This window comes from Streptomyces sp. NPDC007162, assembly GCF_040634175.1.
GTDB lineage: Bacteria > Actinomycetota > Actinomycetes > Streptomycetales > Streptomycetaceae > Streptomyces.
Genome location: NZ_JBEYFC010000113.1, coordinates 1 through 21,720, shown reverse-complemented (window position 1 = coordinate 21,720; position 21,720 = coordinate 1). Strand labels below are relative to the sequence as shown.

Genomic DNA, 21,720 nt, shown 5'->3' with positions numbered 1-21,720 from the left:
GTCGTACCGGACGGGGAGGCCGGGTCGGCGCCCACCACCAGTACCTTGCCGTGCGCACGGGGCGACAGCGGGAGCAGGCCGTCCTCGTTGACCAGCAGGGTGGTGGTGCGCTCGGCGACGCGGTCGGCGGCGGCCAGGTGCCCGGCCGTGCCGACCACCCGGCGCACGTCCTTCACGTCGACGTACGGCCTGTCGAGCAGCCCCAGCCGGGACTTCAGCCGCAGGATGCGCAGGATCGACTCGTCCAACCGGGACTCCGTCAGCTCGCCGTCCTGTACGGCCTTCAGGACGGCGTTCCACGCGACGTCGAGGTCGGGCGGGTCGAGGAGCTGGTCGACACCGGCCCTGAGGGCGAGCACGGGCACCCGGTCGTCGCCGTACTTCGTCCGCACGCCCGCCATGCCCAGCGAGTCGGTCACCACGACCCCGTCGTAGCCGAGTTCGCCGCGCAGGATGCCGGTGACGACGGGGTGGGAGAGGGTGGCCGGGTCGCCGGAGCCGTCCAGGGCCGGGAACTGGATGTGCGCGGTCATGATCGAGTCGATGCCGGCCCTGATCGCGGCCCGGAAGGGAACCGCGTCGAGCTCCTCCCACAGCTCCCGGCTGTGCGTGATGACGGGGAAGCCGGTGTGGCTGTCCACGGCGGTGTCGCCGTGCCCGGGGAAGTGCTTGGCGGTGGCGGCCACCCCGGCCTCCCGGTACCCCTGCGCCTCGGCGGCGACCAGCGCGCCCACCGCGTGCGGATCGGCGCCGAAGGAGCGTACGCCGATGATCGGGTTGGCCGGGTTCACGTTGACGTCGGCGTCGGGGGAGTAGTCCTGGCGGACGCCCATCGCCCGCAGTTCCGCGCCGGAGACCCGGCCGAGGGTGCGGGCGTCGGCCGTCGAGCCGCCCGCCCCGACCGCCATCGCGCCCGGGAAGAGGGCGGCGGGCTCACCGATCCGGCAGACGGCGCCGTGCTCCTGGTCGGTGGCGATGAGCACGGGCAGCCCGCGCGGCTGGTCCAGGGACGCCCGCTGGATGCCGTTCGACAGCTCGGCGATCTGCCGGGGATCACGGGTGTTGTGGGTCCAGGTGAAGTAGATGATTCCGCCGACCCGGTACTTCGCGACGAGCTCGGCGGCGGTGCGGACGCCGATCTCCCTGAGGTTGGCGTCGATGTCGGACTGGTCGGGGGCGGTGGCGGAGTGGCCGTAGAACCGCACCACGAACAGCTGGCCGACCTTCTCCCGGAGCGTCATCCCGGAGATGAGGGAACGCAGCTTCTTGTCGTCGGAGCCGAGGGAGTAGGCGCTGTTGCCGGCGGCCAGTGCCGCGGTGACGCCCGCGGTCGCGGCGAGGAGGGTGCGTCTGGAGGGCACGTGCGCTCCTTGCGGTGGGGGGAACGGCTGAGGGCACGGTAGCCGGAAAGGGGCCGCCATCGGCGCATTGGAGGGGGCACGTCGATGGCGGCGGGCCGGCGGCCGCGGTGCGGCGGAGAGGGTGGGCCGGCCGGTCGCAGCCGGCCGCGACGGCCGACACCGCACCACGGTGACGCTTCCGACAGCCTGCGCGTCGGACGGACGGGGGCGGGGTCCGGTTCCCACCGGCCGTCACACACCGAACAACCCGTTCCACCCCATGGACAGACATCCCCTCACCCGCCAGGAACCGGAGATCATCGACGCATGCCCCTCGCCCACATCCCCGGTTCCAAATCCGTCACCGCCCGCGCCCTCTTCCTCGCGGCCGCCGCCGACGGGGTCACCACCCTCGTGCGCCCGCTCCGCTCCGACGACACCGAGGGCTTCGCCGAGGGCCTGACCCGGCTCGGCTACCGCGTCGGCCGCACCCCCGACACCTGGCAGGTGGACGGCCGCCCGCAGGGCCCCGCGCTGCCCTCCGCCGACGTCCACTGCCGGGACGGCGCCACCACCGCCCGCTTCCTGCCGACCCTCGCCGCCGCCGGCCGCGGCAGCTACCGCTTCGACGCGTCCGAGCAGATGCGCCGCCGCCCCCTCGCCCCGCTCACCCGCGCCCTGTGCGACCTCGGTGTCGACCTGCGCCACGAGGGTGCGGAGGGCCACCACCCGCTCCGCATCGAGGCGGCCGGGGTCGAGGGCGGCGAGGTGACGCTCGACGCCGGCCAGTCCTCGCAGTACCTCAGCGCGCTGCTGATGCTCGGCCCGCTGACCCGCAGGGGCCTGCGGATCCGGGTGACGGACCTGGTGTCCGCGCCGTACGTGGAGATCACCCTCGCGATGATGCGGTCGTTCGGGGTAGTGGTGGCACGGGAGGGGGACACCTTCGTCGTACCGCCGGGCGGCTACCGGGCCACCACCTACGCGGTCGAGCCCGACGCCTCCACCGCGAGCTACTTCTTCGCCGCGGCGGCCGTGACGGGCCGTGAGGTCACCGTCCCGGGTCTCGGACAGGGTGCCCTCCAGGGCGACCTGGGTTTCGTGGACGTCCTGCGGAGGATGGGCGCGGAGGTGGAAATCGCCGCGGACCGCACCACCGTCCGGGGCACCGGCGAACTCCGCGGCCTCACCGTCAACATGCGGGACATCTCCGACACCATGCCCACCCTCGCGGCCGTCGCCCCCTTCGCGGACGGCCCCGTCCGGATCGAGGACGTGGCCAACACCCGGGTGAAGGAGTGCGATCGGCTGGACGCCTGCGCGGAGAACCTGCGGCGGCTGGGCGTGGCTGCCGAGACGGGCGACGACTGGATCGAGATCCGCCCCGGCACCCCCGCCCCCGCCGAGATCAAGACCTACGGCGACCACCGCGTCGTCATGTCCTTCGCGGTGACCGCCCTGCGCGCCCCGGGCATCACCTTCGACGACCCGGGCTGCGTGAAGAAGACCTTCCCGGAGTTCCACGAGGTGTTCGGTGAGCTGGCGGCGGGCTGGGGGATCCCGCTCGACGCCGCCTGAGCCCCCGTCCCACGTCGACGGCCGGATTCTCCCACCGGCACGCGGCCCCAGCGCCGGGGCGGCCCCTCGCGCCGCCGGGTCGGCTGCGCGGCGGGGGTCGGCCGTCGCATCTGTGGGCTGCGCGCCGCGGCCCGTGCACCTCCGCCACGTCCGTGGACCGGCCGTCGCGTCGCCGGGTCGGCCGGACGCCGTGGTGTCGTGGTCAGGCCGACTCGGTGAGCAGCCGGGAAAGGTGTTCGCGGCCCGCCTGCAGCAGACCGGGCAACGGGGCCGCCGACTCGTACCAGCGCTTCTCGTACTCCCAGCACAGCCAGCCGTCCCAACCGTGCCGGGAGAGGACCTCCACGCAGTCGGAGAGGGGCAGGATCCCGGCGCCGAGCGGCAGCGGGGTGGTGTCCTCGGCCGAGGCGATGTCCTTGACCTGGACGTAGCCGAGGTGGGGGGCGAGGGCGGCATAGGTCTCGGCGGGCTGTTCGCCGCCGAGCCAGGTGTGCATCACGTCCCAGAGGGCCCCGGCCATGCGGTGGCCGACCGGGCCGAGGACGCGGATGGCGTCGGCGCCGGTGCGGTGCGAGTCGTGGGTCTCCAGCAGGACGCGCACCCCTAGCGCCGCGGCGTCCTCGGCGACCGTGCCGAGTCGCCGGGCGGCGATCGCGTCGGACTCGGCGACGGGCAGGTCGGGATCGGCGCCGGGAAAGACGCGGACGAAGGGTGCACCCAAGTCGTGGGCGAGCTGGAGGAGTTGGCGTACCTCGTCGATGACCGGGGCGTCCTCGCCGGGCGCGGCGACGCGCGCGTACCCCGCGACGCCCAGGACTTCCACCCCGCACGACTTGAACTCGGCGGCGATGTCGGCGCGTTGGGCGGGCCCGAGGCCGGGGTGCACCGGTTCCTCCGGATGGGCGCGCAGCTCTACACCGTGGTAGCCGTGCGCGGTGGCGAGCGCCAGTACGTCCGTGACCGGCAGACCGGGGACCCCGAGGGTGGAGAAGGCGAACTTCATGTTCACCAACCTAGTCTCACCGGCCCGTTCCGTGCAGATCGAGCCGCCAGTCCTGCCCGACCAGGTCCTGCCCGAAGGAGCGGTGCGGTTTCTCGGCGCTGAGGACGAAGCCGTGCCGCTGGTAGAGGCGGCGGGCCGAGGACAGGATGTCATTGGTCCACAGCACCAGGTCCCGGTAACCGACCCCGCGCGCGAAGTCGACCACGGCACCCACCAGCCGGTCCCCGATGCCGAGCCCGCGGGCCTCCGGTTCGACCAGCAGCAGCCGCAGCCGCGCGGTGCCGGGGGCGTCGTCCCGTACACACATCACGCAGCCCACCGGCCGTCCCGCCCACTCGGCGATCCAGGTCCGCTCCAGGTGCGGGTCGTGGTCCTCGGCGTAGTCGGCGACGATCCGGGCGACGAGCCCCTCGTAGTCGGCGTTGAAGCCGTACTCGGCGGCGTACAGCGCGGCGTTGCGCTGCACGATCCAGCCCAGGTCGCCGGGGCGCGGCTCGCGCAGCACGGCCTCGCCGACGGCGTCCGGGGCGGGCCCGTCGCCGAGGATGGTGCGGATGGTGCGCATGGCCTCGGCGAGACGGGACCGCTCGCCGGGGTCGACGGCCCCGAGGAGCGAGCCGACCGAATCCCGGGCCCGCTCGTCCAGCAGCCCGGCGGCGGACCGGCCGGCCGGGGTGAGGGACACCCGTCGCCGCCGGGGGTCCTTCCGCGAGGGGGCGCGCTCGATCAGCCCGGCCTCCTCGAACTTGTTGAGGATCCGGCTCAAGTACCCGGCGTCGAGTGCGAGATCGGTGCGCAGGTCGGCGGCGTCGGTGTCCGTGGCGTGCGCGAGCTCGTAGAGCACCCGGGCCTCGGTCAGGGTGTACGGGGCGTAGAGGTGGCGGCCGTAGTCGAGGGCGCCGATGAGATTGGTGTAGAAGCGGTTGAAGGCGCGGACGTCCTGGACGGTCATGGCTGGACTCCGATGTTTGACTGAGTCAGAGATACCGTCCCCCGAGATTATCCCGTCACCTCGTCAGGTCGGAAGGCGTCGGCCCGAACGCGGGCCCCGCGCGCTTTACTTGCTCTTTTTGGCCGGTACTGGTCCTGCTTTTGACTTCGAAGCGTCAGCGCCGTAGGTTTATACACGAACGTCACTTATGTCCGTTTCAACTTCGGGAGTGACGTGGTCCGCCTGAGAACCCGTGCGGTGCGGAGAACCGCATCGAGGGCGGCGGACGCGCCCAGGGCTGCGCGCAGGCTCTGGAGCGCATGCAGGGCGGCCCCCTGGAGCGGGCGCCGTACACATCCACACCCTCGGAGAGGGGCGAGCACATGCGCGCGCACACCACACGTATGAAGAGGGTCGCCATCGCTGCGATCTCGGCGCCCATCCTGGCGCTCGCGGCCGGAGCGGGGGTCGCCGGCGCGGCCACCAACTCCGCACCCGCGCACGTCGGCACCTTCCTGGAAGACCACGGCGGAGGCGGCGGAGGCCACGGCGGCGGAGGCTACGGCGGCGGCCACGGTGGCAATGGCGGAGACCACGGCGGATACGGCGGAGACCACGGCGGTCGGGGAGACCACGGCGGTTACGGCGGAGACTACGGCGGTTACGGCGGAGACTACGGCGGTTACGGCGGCCACGGCCACGGCGGTTACGGCTACGGCGGCGACGACGACTACGGCTGGGGCGGCGGCCACGGCGGTGGCTGGGGCGACGACGGCGGCTGGGGCGGCGGAGGCTGGGGAGACTGACCCAAGTCGCAGTCCCTGAAGCTCCCTGGGAGCGGAGGGCGGATCCGGGTGCCCGCCTGCGGGCACCCGGACCCGTGCACCAGAACCCCTTGCACCGAAACCCTTACGGGCCACCAGGCCCCCAGGCTGTGGAGGCGGTGACCGGATGAGGATCGTCTGCGTGGGCGGAGGCCCGGCCGGACTGTACTTCTCGATCTCTGCGAAACTGCGGGACGCCGGACACGAGATCACCGTCGTGGAGGCGGACCCGCCGGAGGCCACGTACGGCTGGGGCGTCGTCTACTGGAGCGACCTGCTGGACATCCTGCACCGCAACGACCCCGAGAGCGCCCGCGCGGTCAGCGCCGGCTCCGTGCTCTGGCAGCAGCAGGACATCCGCGTGCACGGCTACCGCCACGACGGCACGGCCCACCTCAACGGCTACGGCTACAGCATGGGCCGCGCCGCCCTCCTCGACATCCTGACCCGGCGCGCGCGGTCCCTGGGCGTGGACGTACGGCACGGGGAGCGCCTCACCGACCCCGCCGACCTGCCCGAGGCCGACCTGGTGGTGGCCGCCGACGGCGCCAACAGCCGGATCCGGCAGAGCCGCGCCGAGCACTTCGGCACCCGGCTGGAGACCGGCCGCAACCCCTTCATCTGGCTCGGCACGGACCGGCAGTTCGACGGTTTCGTGTTCGCCTTCGAGGAGACCGAGGCGGGCTGGATCTGGTTCCACGCCTACCCGTCGTTCAAGGGCGTCAGCACCTGCATCGTGGAGTGCTCCCCGGAGACCTGGCAGGGCCTCGGCCTGGACACGCTGGACGAGGACGACGCCGTGCCCCTGCTGGAGAAGGTCTTCCACCGTCCGCTCGACGGCCACTCCCTGATCAGCAGGTCGCGCGGCGCACCGGCGAAGTGGCAGCGCTTCGCCCACGTCACCAACAGGACCTGGGTCGACGGCAACGTGGTCCTGGCCGGCGACGCCGCGCACACCACCCACTTCACCCTGGGCTCCGGCACCCGGCTGGCCGTGATCGACGCGATCGTGCTCTCCGAGGCACTCAAGCACTTCGCCGATCCGCAGGTCGCGCTGCGCGAGTACGACAGACGCCGCCGCGCGGAACTGCACCGCGTCCAGGCGTCGGCGCGCACCAGCATGGCCTGGTTCGAGCACCCCGACGGGTACCTGGAGCGTGACCCGGTCGACTTCGCCTACGCGATGGCGGTCCGCCAGGGCCACCAGCCCGCCTGGCGCTACCAGGCCCACCTCGCCACCCAGCGGACGCCGGTCCGCAAGGCCCTCCGCGCCTACGACACCGGCAAACGCTGGTACCACGACAGAAAACGAGGCGAGACCCCCCTACCTCTGCTGCACCGCCCGCCCTCGCACACCAGCTGACCCCGAACCCCCACCACGCCCCGCCCGGGGGCACCTCGGGCCATGGCCTCCTGGAAGCCCAGCCGGGCGTCCCGCACACGCGCGTCGCCCGTCCGGCGGGGGAGTTTCACCACGTCACCCTCCGCCGGGGGCGCCCCGGGCCATGGCCTCTTGGGGGCGCAGCCGGGCGGCTCGCGCCTTCGCGTCGCCCGTCCGGCAGGAAGCCCGAGTCTCGGGCTTCCGTCACGCTGCCGTCCGCCGGGGGAGTGTCGGGCCATCGTCACGCTGCCGTCCGCCGGGGGTGCCTCGGGTCATCGCCACGGCACCCTCCGCCGGGCGTCCCGCACACGCGCGCCGCCCGTCCGGCGGGGGCGGACGATCGTGGCGTCGCCCCCCCGGCGAGGGCGTTTCGGGGCGCCGCCTCCTCGGGACCCGGTCGGGCGGCCCGCACGTCCGCGCGTCCGCACGTCCCCTGTCCGTCGACGGCGCCCCCGGACGTCACCTCTTCATCGACGGTGAACGGGTGGGTGGGCGGGAATGCACCCCGGAGCCTCAGACCCGCGGCCCCCCCGACGACCCCCGCACCATCAGCTCCCCGCGAATGGTCGCGATCCCACCCGGCGGCGGCTCCTCCCGCCCCATGGCGATCCGCCCCGCCCGCGCCCCCGCCTCCGCCAACGGCAACCGCACCGTCGTCAGCGCGGGCACCACGTCGATGCTGAACGGCAGGTCGTCGAACCCGGCCACCGACACGTCCGCCGGGATCCGCAGCCCCGACTCCCGCAGCGCCGCGCACGCCCCCAGCGCCACGGAGTCGTTCGCGGCCACCACCGCCGTGAGCGAAGGGTCCCGCCGCAGCAGCTCCAGCGTCGCCTCGTACCCCGCCCGCCGGTCGTACCGCCCGTGCACGGTCCAGCGCGGGTCCTCCTCGATCCCGGCCGCGGCCAGCGCCGCCCGATGGCCCTCCAGCCGGTGCCGGGTGGTCGTCCGCTCCTCGGGGCCGGCGATGTAGCCGAGCCGCCGGTGCCCGAGCCCGATGAGGTGCTCGGTCAGCTGCTTGCCGCCCCCGCGGTTGTCGAAGGTCAGCGCCACCGCGTCGGTGTCCGGCGCCGGCGGCCGCCCGCACAGCACCACCCGGGTCCCGGCGTCCGCCAGCTTCCGCAGCTTCGCCGTCACCGCCGCCGCGTGCGGCGCGTCCTCCACGGCCCCGCCGGTCAGCACCACGGCCGCCGCCCGCTGCCGCTGGAGCAGGGTCAGATAGGTCAGCTCCCGCTCGGGCGACCCCCCTGTGTTGCACACCACAGCCAGCCGCTCGCCCCCCGCACGCCCGCCGGGCCCCCCGATCTCCGACTGGATCGCGCCCGCCATGATGCCGAAGAACGGGTCGGCGATGTCGTTGACGAGGATGCCGACGAGGTCGGAGGTGGCCGCCGCCAACGCGCTCGCCGGCCCGTTGAGGACGTAGTCCAGCTCGTCCACCGCCCGCAGCACCCGCTCCCGAGTGGTCGCCGCCACCGGGTAGTTACCGTTCAGTACGCGCGACACCGTCGCGGGCGAGACCTGGGCGCGGGCCGCCACGTCCGCCAGGGTCACCGTCATCTCGTCGTCCTCCGGTCGCGCGTCTCGTTGTACGCCGTCGTACACACACTGATCAACAGCCAGCTCAAAGGAAGCCCCCTTGCCGTGCAGACCATAAGGCCAATCACCCCGGTTGTTCGCCCCCTCGAACAACTCGACCCCGTCACGGTCTTGTACAGACCAGTGGGGAAAGGCTAGCTTCAGACCGTATAGAAAGCGCTTGCTGCGCCGCTGGGGCGCATGCGGACGAAGGGAAACACGTGACACGCAAGACGGTGCGTATCGCCATGAACGGCGTGACCGGGCGCATGGGCTACCGCCAGCACCTCGTCCGCTCGATCCTCGCGCTGCGCGAACAGGGCGGCCTCGACCTCGGCGACGGCACCGTGCTGTGGCCGGAACCGGTCCTCGTCGGCCGCCGGGAGCACGCGCTCCGCGAGATCGCCGACCGGCACGGCCTGTCCTCCGAGCACATCTCCACCGACCTGGACGCGGTCCTCGCCGACCCCACCATCGACATCTACTTCGACGCGCAGGTCACCTCCGCCCGCGAGGAGGCCCTGAAGCAGGCCATCGCCGCCGGAAAGCACATCTACACCGAGAAGCCGACCGCGACCGGGCTTGAGGGCGCCCTGGCGCTGGCCCGGCTCGCCGAGGCGAAGGGCATCAAGCACGGCGTCGTCCAGGACAAGCTCTTCCTGCCCGGCCTGCTCAAGCTGAAGCGGCTCATCGACGGCGGCTTCTTCGGCCGGATCCTGTCGGTCCGCGGCGAGTTCGGCTACTGGGTCTTCGAGGGCGACTGGCAGACCGCCCAGCGGCCGTCCTGGAACTACCGCGCGGAGGACGGCGGCGGCATCGTCGTCGACATGTTCCCGCACTGGGAGTACGTGCTGCACGAGCTGTTCGGCCGGGTGAAGTCCGTCCAGGCCCTCACCGCCACCCACATCCCGCAGCGCTGGGACGAGGGCGGCAAGCCCTACGACGCCACCGCCGACGACGCCGCCTACGGCATCTTCGAACTCGACGGCGGCGCCATCGCCCAGATCAACTCCTCCTGGGCGGTCCGCGTCAACCGCGACGAACTCGTCGAGTTCCAGGTGGACGGCACCGAAGGCTCAGCGGTCGCCGGCCTGCGCAACTGCCGTGTCCAGCACCGCAGCGCGACGCCCATGCCGGTCTGGAACCCGGACATCCCGGCCACCTACGCCTTCCGCGAGCAGTGGCAGGAGATCCCGGACAACACCGAGTTCGACAACGGCTTCAAGGCCCAGTGGGAGCTGTTCCTCAAGCACGTCTACGCCGACGCGCCCTACCACTGGGACCTGCTGGCCGGCGCCCGCGGCGTGCAGCTCGCCGAACTGGGCCTGCAGTCCTCGGCGCAGGGCCGCCGTATCGACGTCCCGGAGATCTCGCTGTGACCATCCGACTGCCCCTGGCCGACGGCTCGTTGCGGACGTACGAACCCCGCACCGAACCGCTCGCCGTCACCCCCGGCACCCCCTTCACCTCCCGTACGGTCTTCTCGGCGGCGCACGTCGTCGCCGACCCGTTCGCGGACACCAGTCCCGACGCGCCCGCGGCCGTCGACTGGGACGCCACCCTCGCCTTCCGCCGCCACCTGTGGTCGCACGGCCTGGGCGTCGCCGAGGCGATGGACACCGCCCAGCGCGGCATGGGCCTGGACTGGGCGGGCGCGGCCGAGCTGATCCGGCGCAGCGGCGCCGAGGCGAAGGCGGTCGGCGGCCGGATCGCCTGCGGCGTCGGCACCGACCAGCTGACCGGCCCGGCGACCCTGGCCGAGGTCCGGGCCGCGTACGAGGAGCAGCTCGCCCTCGTCGAGGAGACCGGCGCCCAGGCCATCCTGATGGCCTCCCGGGCGCTGGCCGCGGCCGCCTCCGGGCCCGAGGACTACCTCGACGTCTACGGCCACCTGCTCCGCCAGGCCTCCGAGCCGGTCGTCCTGCACTGGCTCGGCCCCATGTTCGACCCGGCCCTGGAGGGCTACTGGGGCTCGTCCGACCTGGACGCGGCCACCGGCACCTTCCTGGAGGTCATCGCCGCCCACCCCGACAAGGTCGACGGCATCAAGGTGTCGCTCCTGGAGGCCCGGCGGGAGATCGACATCCGCCGCCGCCTGCCCGGCGGGGTCCGCTGCTACACCGGCGACGACTTCAACTACCCCGAGCTGATCGCGGGCGACGAGCAGGGCTTCAGCCACGCCCTGCTCGGCATCTTCGACCCGCTGGGCCCGCTGGCGGCACAGGCGGTCCGCGTCCTGGACACCGGGGACACGGCGGGCTTCCGCGGCCTGTTGGACCCCACCGTCGAACTCTCCCGCCACCTCTTCCAGGCGCCCACCCGCTTCTACAAGACGGGCGTGGTCTTCCTGGCCTGGCTGGCCGGCCACCAGTCCCACTTCACCATGGTCGGCGGCCTCCAGTCGGCCCGTTCCCTGCCGCACTTCACCCGCGCCTACGAACTCGCCGACGGGCTGGGCCTGTTCCCGGACCCCAAGCTGGCCGAGGACCGCATGAAGACCCTCCTCGCCCTGTACGGAGTGAACCAGTGACCGGCGACCTGTCCCGCTTCTCGATCAACCAGATGACCGTCAAGCAGCTGTCACTGCCCGAACTGGTCGACGCCTGCCTGGAACTGGGCGTCCCCGGCGTGGGCCTGTGGCGCGAACCGGTGCAGTCGTACGGCGTCGAGGCGACCGCCAAACTGGTGCGCGAGGCGGGCCTGACGGTCACCACCCTGTGCCGGGGCGGATTCCTCACGGCGATCGACCCGGACGAACGCGCGGCGGCCCTGGCCGACAACCGCCGCGCCGTCGAGGAGGCCGCGACCCTCGGCACCGAGGTGCTGGTCCTGGTCTCCGGCGGTCTCCCGGCGGGCTCCAAGGACCTGCACGGCGCCCGCGAACGCATCGCCGACGCCCTGTCCGTCCTCGGTCCCTACGCCGAGGAGCACGGCGTCCGGCTGGCCGTCGAACCCCTGCACCCGATGTACGCCGCCGACCGCTGCGTGGTCTCCACCCTCACCCAGGCCCTGGACCTCGCGGAGCGCTTCCCCGCCCACCAGGTCGGCGTCACCGTCGACACGTACCACATCTGGTGGGACGACCAGGCCCCCGCCCAGATCGCCCGCGCCGGCGCCGGCGGCCGTATCCACACCTTCCAACTCGCCGACTGGACCACCCCGTTGCCGGAGGGCGTCCTCAACGGCCGCGGCCAGATCGGCGACGGCGCGATCGACATGCGCGAGTGGCAGGGCTACGTGGAGGCGGCCGGCTACACCGGCCCCATCGAGGTCGAACTCTTCAACGACGGCCTGTGGGCCCGCGACGGCCGCGAGGTCCTCACGGAGACGGCGGAGAGGTTCGTGACGCACACGGCGCACTGACACACCGGTGGCCTGCCCACTCCCTTCCCGGGCCGAAGGGCAGGCCACGGCCCTAAGATCGGGTGCGACACCCGAACGGAACGGACGCCGACGCCCATGTACGTCAGCCGGATCACCGTGAAGGACATCAAGTCCTTCCACGGCCCCCGCGAGGTCGACCTCACCCTGACCCGCCCCGACGGCAGCCACGCCGGATGGACCGTGCTCGCCGGGCGCAACGGCTCGGGCAAGACGACGCTGCTGCGGGCCATGGCGCTGGCGCTGGGCGGACCGGTGGCCGCGCGGGGTCTCGTCCAGGGATTCGAGGACTGGATCGCCCGGGGAGCGGATGCGGGCACCGTGGTGGCCGAGATCGTCCGGCACGAGTACTTCGACGGGTTCACTGCCAAGGGGCGGACGCTGAACGAGTTCCCGGTCGGGCTCACGTGGACGGCGCCGACGGAGGGATTCACGAGCCGTAGAGGTGCGCAGCCCGCGCTGGAGGAGATCAGGTTCAGCTCGAAGGCGAGCACGAGCCCGGCGCGCAGAGGGCCGTGGGCCGACAACCCGGTGGGCTGGTTCTGCGCGGCCTACGGTCCGTTCCGGCGCATGGCGGGGGGCTCCGGCGAGGTCCAGCGGCTGATGCTGGCCTCCGGCACGGTGGCCCGGCAGGCGAGCCTGTTCCACGAGGACGCGTCGCTCGCCGAGGGCGTCGCCTGGCTGATCGAGCAGCACCTGCGCGCACTCGAAGGCCGGCAGGGCGCCGAGGAACTCAAGAACGCGGCGTTGGCAGTCCTCGGCGACGGACTGCTCCCGGACGGCTATCGCGTCGAGGACGTCGACTCCGAGGGGCTGTGGGTCACCCGCGACGGGCAGCGCTTCCCGTTGCGCGAGACGAGCGACGGCCTCCGGACGGTCGCCGCCCTGGTCGTCGACATCCTGAAGCAGATCCACGACGCCTTCGGCGACGCCGCGTTCACCGGCCTGGGCGAGAACTCCGGCCTTCGCCTCGTGCCGGGCGTCGTCATCATCGACGAGATCGACGCCCATCTGCACGTCTCCTGGCAGCGCCGCATCGGCCCGTGGCTGACCGCTCACTTCCCCCACATCCAGTTCATCGTCACCACGCACAGCCCCTACATCTGCCAGGCCGCCGACCCCGGCGGCCTGATCCGGCTGCCGGGAGTGGACGAGGCGCGCCCGCCCGAGGTCGTCGACCAGGACCTCTACGACCGGGTGGTGTACGGCAGCGGCGACGACGCCGTCCTCTCCGACCTCTTCGGTCTCGACACGCCCTACTCCGAGCGGGCCGAGCGGGTGCGGGCCGAGTTCGTGGAGCTGGAGGCGGAGATCTACGACGGGGCCTCGTCACGCCAGTCACTCGACCGCTACCGGGAGCTCAAGCATCGGCTCGCCAGCTCGCCGTCGGCCCGTGTGGACGAGGTGAGCGCGCACCTCCGCCGGATCGGGGAGAAGATCACCGGGAGCCCGGAGGACGAAGAGGAGTGATCCGGCTTCGGCGTGCGGTCCTGTCGGCGGGTACGGCGGAACTGCTGAACGGGTACACCGACGACATCCGGCAGCAGGCCACGGAGAAGGAACGCAAGGAGAGAGCGAAGGAGCTCTGGGAGAGCCGTCGGCAGATTCGCCCCGCACTGCGCGCGGGGCTCACGGAGATGGCTCCCGGCCACGAACGCTGCATGTACTGCGGCGACAGCCAGGGCACGGACATCGACCACTTCGAGCCGAAGAGCCTGGCTCCGCTGCGTACCTTCGACTGGCTCAACCATCTGCTCGCCTGCTCGTTCTGCAACAGCAACCAGAAGCGCAACCACTTCCCCCTCGCGCCCGACGGCAGCCCCCTGCTGGTGGACCCGACAGCGGAGGATCCCCTGGATCACCTCCACCTGGTGCTCCCGGTCGGAACGTACCGGGGGCTGACCGACCGGGGCCGGGCCTGCATCGAGGTGTTCGGCCTCAACACGAGAACGGTCCTGGTCAAGGGGCGCATGGACGCCTACGCGACGGCCGGGATCTTCATGCAGCAGTGGCGCATGACCATGGACAGGGGGAAAAGCGACGAAGCGAAGAAGATCGTCCGGCTCGCCTGGAACCACCCTCTCGTCGATGTCCTGGTCGCCATGTTCCACCAGTCCGGCCACCCGGCGGCCGGTGATCTGTTCGCCGGGGAGGAGGAGATCCTCGACCTCCTGCTGGATCCCGAACTACGCGCCGCATTCATGCACTTCAGGGGGGTCAGCTACTGATACGCCCGTCCCGCACGGCCCCGACGAACGCGGCCCACCCGTGGGGGGAGAAGACCAGCGCCGGTCCGGTGGGTCCCGCTTTGCTGTCACGGACGGGGACGACGGGGTGGCCGGGGGCTACTTCGAGGCAGTCGCCCTGATCTCCGCCGCTGTAGCTGGACTTGTACCACTGCGAGCGCTCACCGCTGACCATCCGCGTGCTCCTCCGCTGCTGCTCTGACGAAGGCGAGTGACTTCTGCTGCGACAAAGCGTCGCTCAGAGCTAGAGCGTATGCGGTCTGGCTTGCGGCCACCAGCGCCGGATCATCCATCAAGTGGCCGGTCAGGAAGCCCTCTACGTAGGCCACCGGGGCGGCGTCCTCGAAGCTCATGAGCGTGAGGTAGCTCTGCTGAAGCGCGTGCGCCCCGACGCCGTACGGAAGGACGTGCACGCGAACCCGCCCCGCCTCGGACAGGTCGGCGATCTTTCGAAGTTGCTCGGCCATGACGTCCGGACCGCCCACGCAACGCCGCAGCACCGACTCGTCGAGCAGCGTCCAGACGACCGGGTTCGACGGGCCTTCGAGGATCCGGGCACGCTGTGTTCGAATGACAACGGCCTGGTCAAGTTCGTCCGCCGTGTGGTTCGGCCGGTACGCGCGGAACACGGCACGAGCGTAGCCATCGGTCTGGAACACGCCGGGCACCAGCGAGAGTGCGAACTGCTGGATCAGCGTGGCCTGTTGCTCAAGTTCGGCCACGGCCGCGAAGTGGTCGGCGTACTTGGACTCCAGATCCACCAGCCACCGCTCGAAGAACCCGTCCGTCTTGAGGGACCGGTCGATCCGGCGCGCATCGTCGGGCTTCGGCAACCGCCTCCCCGCCTCGAAGTGGCTGATCAACGTGGGCGAGCACACGACCAGTTCGCCCAGCCCCTCCTGAGTGAGACCGGCCGCGACGCGCCGCAGTCGCAGCTCCTCCCCGTACTTCTCCCGTTGCGTCCGAGGCTTCTGGCGCTCGCTCAAGTGGCCAACTCCCGTCCTGACAAAGGCTCTGTCAAGTCCCCGCCTCTGGAAGCGTAGCCACCTCCGACCCCACTCTGTGAGGGAAGCGCTACACAACGCAGTCACCGCAGGTGAGAAAGAAGGTCGGCATGGCACATCTCCTGGCCCGGCTGGTCGAGCCGTTGCTCCGGCTCTTCCTGCCCGCTCGCGGGCGACGGCGCGCCACGTATCCGTACTCCTGCCCGTACGTCGGCCGCCCGACGGCGTACCGCAGGGGCGAAGCCCCCTTGCGCGGCGAGGACAGCCCGCTCGTCCGCCCCTACCTCGACCACGTGGAGACCTACGCATGAACGGGCGCCTGCTTCCCTGGACCGGCGCGGACGGCAAGCCGTGCTACCTCGTCAGCGATGGCGAGGGGCATGTCTCGCGGCTCGCGGATCAGATCGAGACCCTGCACCTCGGCATGGCGGACGGCCTGCTGGACCACGCCGCCGCCCTCCTCGCGGAGCACCACGTGGTCCGTGACGAACTGCGCTACCTCGCCGCGCGGTTGACCGAATCCCTGCGGGACGTCAAACGCGTCGCGGAGAGCAGGGGCGCACGGCTGCCGTGCGATCCCGTGGGCTGAGCCACCTCCACCGGGCCACGACTACGAGTTCACCGCGTTCACCCAGGGAGCCAGGGCCTTTCGGTACGCCGGGAGGGACGGATCCAGCCACAGTGTCTTCGACTTGGGCTCCCCCTGGAAGTGTCGGACCTCAAGGGGTCACTCCGGTCGGCTCCTGCCCCGGGCCGACGGACGCCGTGCCGTCGTCGAGGTGCCTGCCTTCCGGCAGGCTCTGGAGACCGGTCCTGTCCGCCCCGCGGAGCCCGGGGTGCCCGACCTCAGCGTGCTCCGGGTGCAGGACGGCGGCTCGGTGACCCTCTGTGCCGACGGCGACGACGATCCGGACCGTGTCGCCGTCAACCGTGAGTTCCTGCTGGCTGCGCTGGCCGCCGGGGCCCGGGACCGGCTGGTTCTGGAGTTCGGAGCGCCCGCGGCGCCGATCGTGATCCGCCGCCCCGACGACGAGGGCGCCTTCTCGATGCTGATGCCGGTCCGGCTGGAGAGCTGACCGTACGTCACCGCCGGCGTCGCCACCGTCGTCGCCGCCGCCGGAAAGAATCTTGAACTCCTGTACAACCCTCCCCCCACCTCGCCTGTCATACGTGGTGTCAGGACTTTCGGAGGGGGATCCGGGGGGATCGCGGGGGTTCTGATCCGGAGGGGAAAGCCGAGGGGGGCCGGTCGACGGACCGGCCCCCCTCGAAGCAGCAGGAAGGGACCGGCGTCGTCATCCAGGCCCAGGGCTCGGTCCAGGGCGGCCGGGAGTTCCGCCGTCTGTTCGGCGCGCGCCGCCGGGCAGCCGAGGGACTCGGCCAGGGCCGGGAAGTCGATGCCCGTGATGTCCGTGCCCGGGACGGCCGGGAGACCTATCCGGCGGCCCAGCGCGCGGACAGCCGCATAACCGCCGTTGTCCAGCAGGACATAGCTGGCCGGGGCCGTGTGACGGGCCGCGCTCCACCGTGCCTGCACCGAGTACATCGCCGAGCCGTCCCCGACCACGCACACCACCCGGCGCCGGTCGGCGAGCGCCCGGCCCACGGCGAGGGGCAGGCCCCAGCCGAGGGCACCGCTGCCCGTGGTGAGGAAGCCGCCGCCCGACGCGACGGGCACGCGCGCGTGCAGCGCGTCACGGTGGCTCGGGGCCTCCTCCACGAGCACCCGGTCGCGGGGCAGCCGGGCCCGCAGCAGGTCGAGGAGCAGCTCCGGGGTGACGTCCCCGTCGGCGGGGGCCGGGGGCGGTACCGGACGGGGCGGCGGCGGTTCCCGGTCGGTCTCCTTCAGCAGCCCGGTGAGCCGCGTCAGCGCGGGCCGCAGGGTGGTCACGATGCTGGTGCCGGTGGGCAGCCAGGCGGCCTGGCCGGGGTCGCAGTCCAGGTGGAACAGCTCGGTACCGGGTGCGAGCGGCGGCCCGCCGTCCGCCACGTGGTAGGTGAACACCGGCGCGCCGAGCGCCACCGCCACGTCGTACGGCGCGAGACGTGCGGACAGCGCGCGGGCGAGCGGCGGCAGGAAGCCCTGGAACAGCGGGTGCGACTCCGGGAAGCCGGAACGGCCGGAGAGCGGGCTGATCCACACCGCGGCCCGGGGCCGCTCGGCCAGCACCCGCGCCTGGTCCAGCGCGTCCTCGTCGTCCACGCCGGGGCCCACCACGAGCGCCGGGCGCGCGCAGGTCTCCAGCCGGGCGGCGAGCGCGTCGAGGGCGGCCGGGGCGGCCGTGAGCCCGGAGTGCGCCGCGCGGGGTGCGACGTGCTCCGCGGGCCGGTCCCAGTCGTCCTCGGGCACGGACACGAACACAGGGCCGCGCGGCGGCGCCATCGCGACCCGGTACGCCTCGGCGAGCACGGCCGGCACGTCCTCGGCCCGCTCCGGCTGGCGCGGGTACTTCACGTACGGGCGTGGGAACAGGGCCGGTTCGTCGGCACCGAGGAACGGCCGCAGCTGGATCAGCGAGCGTGCCTGCTGACCCGCCACGATCACCAGCGGCACCCGGTCGCGGTAGGCGTTGAAGACGGCGCCGAGCGCGTACCCGGCCGCCATGCCGACGGCGACGGACTCCTGCAGCCCTACGCCTGGAGGTAGGTGACGTGGTTCGCGCTCGCGATGACGTCGACCTGTCCCTTGAGCAACGCGGGCAACGCCGGGATGCTCTGCTGCACGGGCTCGATGTGCACGTCCAGGCCTTCCTTGGCGAACAGTCCGCGGTCCCGGGCCAGGTAGAGGGCGGCGGAGTCGGTGAGCGGCAGCGCGGGCACGGTCAGCTGCTGCCGTCCGTCACTGCTCTGCGAGCCGCCGCCGCTGTCACAGCCCGCCAGGACCAGCGCCGCGGCGGCGAGCAGCACGGCGGTGCGTTTCGTTCCCGAACGTGATCGACGTAACCGGTGTAACCGACGTAAAGGCATGTCGGCATCCCTACCCGGATCTGTCATGATCTCTACAACCCGCCCCGGCTTTCATGGCGGTGCGCCGGGGGCGCGGAGGTGCGTCCACGCCGGTGCGATATGCCGTACGGATGAATCCGGCCGTTCGGTGACCGGTGGCGGGCGTGCCGGTGGGAAGGGCTTGTTGCACGTCGGACCCGTCACGGGCAGGGAGTCCCGCATGCCGAAGTTCCTCATCCAGGCCAGCTACACCCCCGAGGGAACGAAGGGCCTGCTCAAGGAGGGCGCGAGTGGTCGTCGTGCGGCCGTCGAGCGGGTGGTCGCCGGGCTCGGCGGGACCGTCGAGGCCATGTACTTCTCCTTCGGGGAGGACGACCTCGTGTGCGTCCTCGACTTCCCCGACGCCGTCTCGATGGCCGCCGCCAGTCTCAGCGTGAAGGCCAGCGGCGCGCTCCGTACCCGGGCCACGCCCCTCCTCACCCTCGACGAGGTCGACGAGGCGGCCCGCCGACAGGTCGACTTCCGGCCGCCCGGCGCGTAGGCGGACGGGGCCCGGCCCGCACAGGTGTCTGCTGGTGCCGGATCGGAGTGTGCGTCGACGGGCTGGGAGGGGCACGCGTTGACGGCGGGTTCGCCGTCGGGGACTGTCAGGACCCAGGTGGCCATGGTGTCGAGGACAGCGCGCAGTCCTTCGCCGAGAGGGGTGAGCCGGTACTCGACCCGTGGGGGATCTCCGGGTAGGCGGTGCGCAGGACGATGCCGTGGCACTCGAACCGGCGCACCCGGCTGGTCAGGGTGTGCGGGCTGATGCCGGGCAGGGCGTCGCGCAACTCTGTGAAGCGGTGGGGTCCGCGCAGGAGTTCGCGCACGATCGCCGACAGGGCCGGCGGTGCCGACGTGTCCGAGTCCACGGTCCGCCGCCGGTGTGACGAGCTGGTCGGCGTGGTTCGGAGCCGCGACGCCGACCGGCTCCCCAGCAGACGGAGACGCGGAAGGCTGCCCGGTCAGATCAGCGTGCACACCCCGAAGGCCGGTCACACCAGCCCTGTGAACCACGACCTCAAGTCGGCTGAGGCTCAAGGCAGTGGTGATGCGGCGGGCACCGATCGGTCGGGGTGGTCACCCGAAACGGCGGCTTCGTCCGCGTAGAGACGCAACTGATCGCCCTCCAGGCGGACGAGCGGATTGGTCCATGTCTCCGAGGGATCCGGGACGAACAGGCGGGTCGTGCTCCGCCGGGTGTCGTGGATCACGAGCGAGAGAATCCTGTAGCCGAGCAGACCAAGGGCGATCTGCTGTTCGGGATGGTCCTCCGGACCTGCTGCCTGCAGCACGTAAAACCGATCGCCCACCCAGTATCCGGACTGATCCAGCCAGGCATCTACCATCAGCGGAACGCCGTCCACCCAGACGCCGACTTCGCCCGAGCGGTTCGGGTTGCTCACGTGTACGGCCCGGTGGCGGTCGTCGGCGGAGAAATTCACGCGCAGTTCCCATGGGCTCCAGCAGTCCACGAAGTAACTGCAGGCTCCCGGCACCGGACCTTCACGGTCCGCAGCGGCACCGGCGGCGGAGATGCCGATGGGATCCTGACCGCAGGTCTCCGGCTCCCGGCACGGCCGGTCGATACGGCGACTGCAGCCCAGGCCCATCGCGGCGCAGTCCCGGGGCGTGGCCCGGGACAGCAGGTCGACGAGGCGCTCCTGGTACGGGGTGTCGTCGATACGACCGCGTATGCCGCCCTCATCCCACCAGGCGACCAGGTCGACCCCGACCCGTGAACGCCGCAACCACTCGCGCCAGCGCTCATCGCGGAGACCCCCCGGATGCGAGACCGCTCGTGAAGACGACACACCCTCATACGGCCCGTCCCCGTCCCGGCGACGCCCTGCCTTCTTACCACGTCTCCAACGCAAGACTCGGCCTCCTAGCGCCTTCCGGCAGCATCCGACAACGGCAGGCCGACCCAGTTTGCCGGTTGTCAGGCCCGTCCGATCTGATGAATAGGAGATCTTCATCGGCCGCGGGGCGTGATCCTTATGACGGGGAGCCGGACCAGGGGGTCTCCGGCGCGCGGCACCGTACTGCTGCTCCGGGAAGCGATCGGCTGCCGAACCGGCGCCTAGAAGAACACCCCGCACCGCAGCAGCACGTTCGCGTACGGGCGGGCCTCGCCCGTGCGGACGATCAGGTGTGCGTCCGCCGACAGGTCCTTCAGCCGTTCGTGCGGGACCAGGGCCAGGTCGGGAAAGCGGTCGTCCAGCAGGGCGGCGGCGGCCGGATTGGCCTCGCGGATCTCGGTCGCCGCCGTCGCGCCCTCCACGACCAGCTCGTCCAGCAGTCCCTCCAGCACCTCGGCGAAGGACGGCACCCCGGCCCGGAACGCCAGGTCGACGACGCGCGGCCCGTGCGGGATCGGCATCCCGGCGTCACAGACCAGCACCCCGTGCCCGTGCCCCAGCTCGGCCAGCGCACCGGAGAGATGACGGTTGAGAATCCCGGCCTTCCTCACAGCGCCTCGACCTCCTTCGCCGTCGGGTACGACTCCTGCGCGCCCCGCTTCGTCACCGCCGCCGCCCCGACCCGGGCCGCGTACGCCGCCGCCTCCGGCAGTGAGGCGCCGCCGCCCAGCCGTACCGCGAGGGCCGCCGTGAACGCGTCCCCGGCGCCCGTGGTGTCCACCGCGGCCACCCGCACGGAGGGGACGGCCGTCACCTCGTCGCCGTCGGCCACCAGCGCGCCGTCCGCGCCCAGCGTCACCACCACCGACCTCGGTCCCTTCGCGAGCAGCAGCCGGGCCCAGTCGGCCGGTTCCCCGCTCACGCCCGTTCCGCCGAGGATCGCCTTCGCCTCGTGCTCGTTGACGATCAGCGGGTCGCAGGCCGCGAGCACCTCAGGGGGCAGGGGCAGCGGCGGTGACGGGTTCAGCACGAAGCGGCTGCCCGGCGCCAGGTTCCGTACCACCTCCAGCACCGTCTCCAGCGGGACCTCCAGCTGTGCGGAGACCACCCGGGAGCGGTGGAGCAGGCCGGTCGCGGCCCGTACGTCCGCCGGTGCGAGACGTCCGTTCGCGCCGGGGGAGACCACGATGCTGTTGTCGCCGGAGGGGTCCACGGTGATCAGGGCGACGCCCGTGGGCGCCCCGCCGACCAGCACCCCCGCCGTGTCCACCCCGGCCGACCGCTGCGAGTCGAGCAGCAGCCTGCCGTGCGCGTCGTCGCCGACCCGGGCCAGCAGGGCGGTACGGGCCCCGAGCCGGGCGGCGGCGACCGCCTGGTTGGCGCCCTTGCCGCCGGGGTGCGTGGCGAGGTCGCCGCCCAGCACCGTCTCCCCGGCGGCCGGCCGCCGCTCGACCTCGATGACCAGGTCGGCGTTGGCCGACCCCACGACCAGGAGGTCGTACTCGTACATCACATGACTCCCTAAGCGAATGAGCGGCGAGGCGGCCGGGCCGCACACCGAAGTGAACGGCCCGGCCACGCACGTCCACGACGACCGCGATCCGGGC

General features: G+C 72.2%; 21 protein-coding genes and 3 pseudogenes. 12 read left to right on the top strand and 12 right to left on the bottom strand.

Features of this window, described 5'->3' with window-relative positions:
- Window positions 1-1,361: glycoside hydrolase family 3 protein (locus ABZ646_RS16190; RefSeq protein ID WP_360518627.1), on the bottom strand; the 1,361-nt coding region annotated here is incomplete at its 3' end.
- Window positions 1,362-1,667: 306 nt separating this feature from the next.
- On the opposite strand from ABZ646_RS16190, the gene aroA reads away from it, so the two are divergent.
- Entirely contained in the window at window positions 1,668-2,918 is a 1,251-nt protein-coding gene (gene aroA, locus ABZ646_RS16185; RefSeq protein ID WP_360518624.1) for a 3-phosphoshikimate 1-carboxyvinyltransferase, read from the top strand.
- A gap of 202 nt (window positions 2,919-3,120) precedes the next feature.
- On the opposite strand, the gene ABZ646_RS16180 is transcribed toward aroA, so the two are convergent.
- Both ABZ646_RS16180 and ABZ646_RS16175 read right to left on the bottom strand, forming a co-directional pair.
- Window positions 3,121-3,921 carry a sugar phosphate isomerase/epimerase family protein gene (locus tag ABZ646_RS16180; protein WP_360518621.1) on the bottom strand — a complete coding sequence of 267 codons (801 nt, stop codon included), beginning with the start codon at window positions 3,919-3,921 and terminating at the stop codon, window positions 3,121-3,123.
- A 16-nt stretch (window positions 3,922-3,937) separates the two neighbouring features.
- Window positions 3,938-4,873 carry a bifunctional helix-turn-helix transcriptional regulator/GNAT family N-acetyltransferase gene (locus ABZ646_RS16175; RefSeq protein ID WP_360518618.1) on the bottom strand — a complete coding sequence of 312 codons (936 nt, stop codon included), beginning with the start codon at window positions 4,871-4,873 and terminating at the stop codon, window positions 3,938-3,940.
- A 383-nt stretch (window positions 4,874-5,256) separates the two neighbouring features.
- Here ABZ646_RS16175 and ABZ646_RS16170 point away from each other — a divergent pair, with 383 nt between their 5' ends.
- On the top strand, window positions 5,257-5,658 hold the full coding sequence (locus tag ABZ646_RS16170; protein ID WP_360518615.1) for a hypothetical protein: 402 nt from the start codon (window positions 5,257-5,259) through the stop codon (window positions 5,656-5,658).
- 145 nt (window positions 5,659-5,803) lie between these two features.
- Window positions 5,804-7,039 carry an FAD-dependent monooxygenase gene (locus ABZ646_RS16165; RefSeq protein WP_360518612.1) on the top strand — a complete coding sequence of 412 codons (1,236 nt, stop codon included), beginning with the start codon at window positions 5,804-5,806 and terminating at the stop codon, window positions 7,037-7,039.
- A 531-nt stretch (window positions 7,040-7,570) separates the two neighbouring features.
- On the opposite strand, the gene ABZ646_RS16160 is transcribed toward ABZ646_RS16165, so the two are convergent.
- A complete protein-coding gene (locus ABZ646_RS16160) occupies window positions 7,571-8,617 on the bottom strand; it encodes a LacI family DNA-binding transcriptional regulator (RefSeq protein ID WP_360518609.1) in 1,047 nt (348 codons plus the stop codon).
- A 239-nt stretch (window positions 8,618-8,856) separates the two neighbouring features.
- Between ABZ646_RS16160 and ABZ646_RS16155 the strand changes: the two genes are divergently transcribed.
- The 5 genes from ABZ646_RS16155 (at window position 8,857) to ABZ646_RS16135 (ending at window position 14,244) form a co-directional block, all read left to right on the top strand.
- The gene (locus tag ABZ646_RS16155) at window positions 8,857-10,014 is read left to right on the top strand and encodes a Gfo/Idh/MocA family oxidoreductase (protein ID WP_360518606.1); all 1,158 of its coding nucleotides are present in this window, start codon (window positions 8,857-8,859) and stop codon (window positions 10,012-10,014) included.
- Window positions 10,011-11,165 carry a dihydrodipicolinate synthase family protein gene (locus tag ABZ646_RS16150; protein WP_360518603.1) on the top strand — a complete coding sequence of 385 codons (1,155 nt, stop codon included), beginning with the start codon at window positions 10,011-10,013 and terminating at the stop codon, window positions 11,163-11,165. Before ABZ646_RS16155 ends, ABZ646_RS16150 begins: the two co-directional genes overlap by 4 nt.
- A gap of 32 nt (window positions 11,166-11,197) precedes the next feature.
- Entirely contained in the window at window positions 11,198-11,998 is an 801-nt protein-coding gene (locus ABZ646_RS16145; RefSeq protein ID WP_360518630.1) for a sugar phosphate isomerase/epimerase family protein, read from the top strand.
- A gap of 96 nt (window positions 11,999-12,094) precedes the next feature.
- Window positions 12,095-13,486 (top strand): AAA family ATPase, encoded by a 1,392-nt coding sequence (locus ABZ646_RS16140; protein WP_360518600.1) that lies wholly within the window; start codon window positions 12,095-12,097, stop codon window positions 13,484-13,486.
- A complete protein-coding gene (locus ABZ646_RS16135; protein WP_360518597.1) occupies window positions 13,483-14,244 on the top strand; it encodes an HNH endonuclease in 762 nt (253 codons plus the stop codon). The genes ABZ646_RS16140 and ABZ646_RS16135 overlap by 4 nt, the downstream gene beginning before the upstream one ends.
- Here ABZ646_RS16135 and ABZ646_RS16130 read toward each other — a convergent pair.
- Window positions 14,234-14,437 carry a DUF397 domain-containing protein gene (locus ABZ646_RS16130; RefSeq protein ID WP_360518594.1) on the bottom strand — a complete coding sequence of 68 codons (204 nt, stop codon included), beginning with the start codon at window positions 14,435-14,437 and terminating at the stop codon, window positions 14,234-14,236. The genes ABZ646_RS16135 and ABZ646_RS16130 overlap by 11 nt on opposite strands.
- Window positions 14,424-15,248, bottom strand: a complete 825-nt coding sequence (locus tag ABZ646_RS16125; protein WP_360518591.1) for a helix-turn-helix transcriptional regulator — start codon at window positions 15,246-15,248, stop codon at window positions 14,424-14,426. The genes ABZ646_RS16130 and ABZ646_RS16125 overlap by 14 nt, the downstream gene beginning before the upstream one ends.
- Before the next feature lie 128 nt (window positions 15,249-15,376).
- Here ABZ646_RS16125 and ABZ646_RS16120 point away from each other — a divergent pair, with 128 nt between their 5' ends.
- From ABZ646_RS16120 to ABZ646_RS16110, 3 genes and pseudogenes are all read left to right on the top strand, one after another.
- Window positions 15,377-15,577, top strand: coding sequence for a hypothetical protein (locus ABZ646_RS16120; RefSeq protein WP_360518588.1), 201 nt, complete (start codon window positions 15,377-15,379; stop codon window positions 15,575-15,577).
- Complete coding sequence (locus ABZ646_RS16115; RefSeq protein WP_360518585.1) at window positions 15,574-15,855, top strand: hypothetical protein; 282 nt, start codon at window positions 15,574-15,576, stop codon at window positions 15,853-15,855. Before ABZ646_RS16120 ends, ABZ646_RS16115 begins: the two co-directional genes overlap by 4 nt.
- Before the next feature lie 148 nt (window positions 15,856-16,003).
- Window positions 16,004-16,342, top strand: a pseudogene (locus ABZ646_RS16110) (DNA polymerase III subunit beta); the annotation flags it as partial.
- A 212-nt stretch (window positions 16,343-16,554) separates the two neighbouring features.
- Here ABZ646_RS16110 and mdlC read toward each other — a convergent pair.
- Window positions 16,555-17,871: pseudogene (mdlC, locus tag ABZ646_RS16105) on the bottom strand (benzoylformate decarboxylase); the annotation flags it as partial.
- A gap of 26 nt (window positions 17,872-17,897) precedes the next feature.
- Window positions 17,898-18,173, bottom strand: coding sequence for an ABC transporter substrate-binding protein (locus ABZ646_RS16100; protein WP_360518582.1), 276 nt, complete (start codon window positions 18,171-18,173; stop codon window positions 17,898-17,900).
- Between the two features lie 259 nt (window positions 18,174-18,432).
- Here ABZ646_RS16100 and ABZ646_RS16095 point away from each other — a divergent pair, with 259 nt between their 5' ends.
- Window positions 18,433-18,753: a GYD domain-containing protein gene (locus ABZ646_RS16095; protein WP_360518579.1), complete on the top strand. Its 321-nt coding sequence runs from the start codon at window positions 18,433-18,435 to the stop codon at window positions 18,751-18,753.
- Window positions 18,754-18,923: 170 nt separating this feature from the next.
- On the opposite strand, the pseudogene ABZ646_RS16090 reads toward ABZ646_RS16095, so the two are convergent.
- The 4 genes and pseudogenes from ABZ646_RS16090 to ABZ646_RS16075 all read right to left on the bottom strand — a co-directional run.
- Window positions 18,924-19,081: pseudogene (locus tag ABZ646_RS16090) on the bottom strand (winged helix-turn-helix transcriptional regulator); the annotation flags it as partial.
- Between the two features lie 207 nt (window positions 19,082-19,288).
- A complete protein-coding gene (locus ABZ646_RS16085) occupies window positions 19,289-20,002 on the bottom strand; it encodes a hypothetical protein (RefSeq protein WP_360518576.1) in 714 nt (237 codons plus the stop codon).
- Window positions 20,003-20,334: 332 nt separating this feature from the next.
- On the bottom strand, window positions 20,335-20,724 hold the full coding sequence (gene rbsD / locus ABZ646_RS16080; RefSeq protein ID WP_360518573.1) for a D-ribose pyranase: 390 nt from the start codon (window positions 20,722-20,724) through the stop codon (window positions 20,335-20,337).
- Window positions 20,721-21,623: a ribokinase gene (locus ABZ646_RS16075; RefSeq protein WP_360518570.1), complete on the bottom strand. Its 903-nt coding sequence runs from the start codon at window positions 21,621-21,623 to the stop codon at window positions 20,721-20,723. The genes rbsD and ABZ646_RS16075 overlap by 4 nt, the downstream gene beginning before the upstream one ends.
- Between the last annotated feature and the right edge of the window lie 97 nt (window positions 21,624-21,720).